3 protein-coding genes are annotated in these 2,850 nt (G+C 72.9%); all 3 read left to right on the top strand.

The annotated features are described in order from the left end of the window. Window positions 1-68 precede the first annotated feature (68 nt). Window positions 69-938, top strand: coding sequence for an SCO0930 family lipoprotein (locus ABZ641_RS31705; RefSeq protein WP_359987396.1), 870 nt, complete (start codon window positions 69-71; stop codon window positions 936-938). Beyond that, entirely contained in the window at window positions 935-1,411 is a 477-nt protein-coding gene (locus tag ABZ641_RS31700) for a hypothetical protein (protein WP_359987393.1), read from the top strand. The genes ABZ641_RS31705 and ABZ641_RS31700 overlap by 4 nt, the downstream gene beginning before the upstream one ends. A 548-nt stretch (window positions 1,412-1,959) precedes the next feature. Next, window positions 1,960-2,784: a sigma-70 family RNA polymerase sigma factor gene (locus ABZ641_RS31695; protein ID WP_344623294.1), complete on the top strand. Its 825-nt coding sequence runs from the start codon at window positions 1,960-1,962 to the stop codon at window positions 2,782-2,784. The last annotated feature ends 66 nt before the right edge of the window (window positions 2,785-2,850 follow it).

Genomic DNA, 2,850 nt, shown 5'->3' with positions numbered 1-2,850 from the left:
GGACGCCGAGGTAGGTGTCGACGTCGGCGGTGTCGTGGGCGAATCCGGCGTGCGGGCCGGAGGATCCGATGGCGTCCCAGACGCCGCGGTTGGCGTACGGCGACTACGGGTCCTCCGCGCCGGCGGGCTCCGCGGGCAAGCCGGGCGGCCAGCTGGCCGTCCGCGTCGACGAGAAGCTCGGCCCGGTGCTGACGGACGGCGAGGGCTTCACCCTCTACCGCTTCGACAAGGACACCGCCAAGCCGCCGGCGTCCAACTGCGCGGGGACCTGTGCCACCACCTGGCCGCCCGTGCTGAAGGACGACGCCACCACGGCGGGCACCGGCGTCGACGCCGGCAAGCTCGGCGAGATCACCCGGGCCGACGGCTCGCGACAGCTGACGGTCGGCGGCTGGCCCGCCTACCGCTACGCGCAGGACTCCGCGCCCGGTGACACCAAGGGCGAGGGCGTGGGCGGCACCTGGCACGCCCTGGCGCCGGACGGGAGCAAGGCCAAGGCCGGCGGCGCCACCGCGGCGCCCACCGCGACCGCGCAGCCGACCGCCATGCCGTCGATGACCCAGCAGGCCCCGGCCGGTGTGCAGATCTCGATCTTCAACCACCCGCAGCTCGGCCCGATCATGGTGGACGCCAACGGCATGACGCTCTACCACTTCGGCAAGGACACCGCCTGGCCGATGAAGTCCAACTGCGAGGGGGAGTGCCTCAAGACCTGGACGCCCGCGCCGCCGGTCGACCCCAAGAAGATCAAGGGCGTGGACCCGAAGCTGGTCGGCAAGATGCAGCGCTCGGACGGCTCCTGGCAGCTGAGCATCAACTGCACGCCCGCCTACCTCTACACCGGTGACAAGAGCGCCGGCGACGCGCTCGGGAACGGCCTGGCCAACGGCCTGTGGACGGCCATCAACCCGCAGGGCAAGGCGGCGGCCGGCAAGTGAGGGCCCTGAGCGCGGCCCTCGCGCCGCCCGGGGAGGGCCGTTCCGTCCGCACCGCGCTGAAGTGGTCCGCGCTGGTCCTCCTGCTCCTCCTCGGGGTCTTCGAACTCCTCTGGGGGCCGGGAGGACTGGCCGGCACCTCGCAGGCCGCCCAGCGCCCCGCCGGCAACTCGGTGGAGCTGCTGGCCCGGCGGATCGGCTGCACGGCCGAGATCACCGCGGACACGGCCGACCTCCGCCAGGGCCTGTGCACCTCGGGCGGGGAGGAGATCTGGATCGCCACCTTCCCGGAGGTGCGGGCCCAGCAGGCCTGGATCACCGAGGCCGAGGCCTACGGCGGGTCCTATCTGGTGGGCGACGACTGGGTGGTGGTGCTCTCCGACGCCACCGCGGACCAACTCCACGGCCTCCTGGGCGGAAAGGTGGTGAACGGGGCCGACCACAGCGCAACGCACGAGCACACCGGCGGGGGGTAGCCGGGCACGCACAGCAACCAGAGGGCGGGGTCACCGCCGGCAGCGGCCGGGGGTGACCCCGCCCTCTTGCACGCGTGTTGTCGCTGTGCGCTGCACGGGATGTGTCGGAGCGTCACCCAAATTGCTGACACTCTGTCACACAAGGAGCCGGCCGGGGGCGCTCAACCATGCAAATGCTGTATGAACTTTCCGCACTTTTCGCGGCCGTTCCACTTGACGCGGTCGCGCCAGAGTGTCGTCCGGCGCGCCCACCAGCGGTGGGAGCGCGTCCGGCGGCACCGAGACGCAGCCGTGACGCGATGCACGCGATTCCCCCACATTCGGATCCGGAATCGTCCGGCGCGCTGCCGTTTTGAAGACTGTTGCACTGAAACCCGTGGGACTGGTGTGCTGTGGCCCTTCCGCCACACCGTCCCGACGGTCCCAGCAGTGAAACGCCGTCGATGCCTTTCGTCCAGGCAGTTCCCCGTCCCGGCCCGTGCGGCCGACACGCCGGCCAGGCCCCGCGAACTCCCCCCGTGAGAAGGCCAGAGCTGAGGAGGAACAGGGTGACCCCTCGTACCAGTAGTACCCCCGAGTCCGGTTTGAGCGCGCTGAGCGACGCCGAACTCGCGGAGGCGATCGCCGCCCCGACCCCGATCGGAACCTCCCGCATCCGGGAGGTGATGGCCGAGGTGTTCACGCGGCACCACGGCGCGGTGCTCGCCTACGCCCGCCGCTACTGCCGCGACCTGCAGACCGCGCAGGACCTCGCCGCCGAGGCCTACGCCAGCACCTACCACTCCGTCGCCCGCGGCCGAGGGCCGCGGCACGCCTGGCGCCCGTACCTGAAGGCGTGCGTCCGCCGGACGGCGATGGAGTGGAGCGCCCAGACCACGGACCGCGTCCTGCTGCCGGAGGACTTCCACAGCTGGGCCGACCACCTGGCCGACGAGACGGCCACCGAGGGTGCGCAGCTCGCCGCCGAGGAGGCGGAGCTGATCGCGCGGGCCTTCCGCGCCCTGCCCGAGCGCTGGCAGGTGCTGCTCTGGTTCTTCGTGGTCGAGGGCGAGTCCGCCGCCACCGTCGGCAAGCGGATGAGCATGACGCCGAGCGGGGTGCGCTCCCTCGCCGCCCGCGCCCGGTCCGGGCTGCGCGAGGCGTACCTGCGGGCGCACGTGGACGAGGGCACCGGCCTGGAGTGCCGCTACTTCACCTCGCTGCTGGCCGGCGCCGTGCGCCGCCCGGGCCGGCGGCGCGGACGGGAGCTGGCGCGGCACCTCGACGAGTGCCTGAGCTGCGGCCGGGTGGCCGAGGAGTTCCGCCAGGCCAACCGCCGCATCGTCACCTCGTCCCTGATACCCATCGGGCCCGAGGCCGTGGCGCCCTGCTGACCCCTGCTGACCTCGGCGGGTTGCCCGGCCGCCCTGGCCGCCACGGTCGCCACCGGTGCCGGCCCG

The sequence above is a fragment of the Kitasatospora sp. NPDC007106 genome, assembly GCF_040634455.1.
GTDB classification, from domain to species: Bacteria; Actinomycetota; Actinomycetes; order Streptomycetales; family Streptomycetaceae; genus Kitasatospora; species Kitasatospora arboriphila.
The sequence above is the reverse complement of the archived record's forward strand: the minus strand, read 5'-3'. Positions and strand labels throughout refer to the sequence as shown.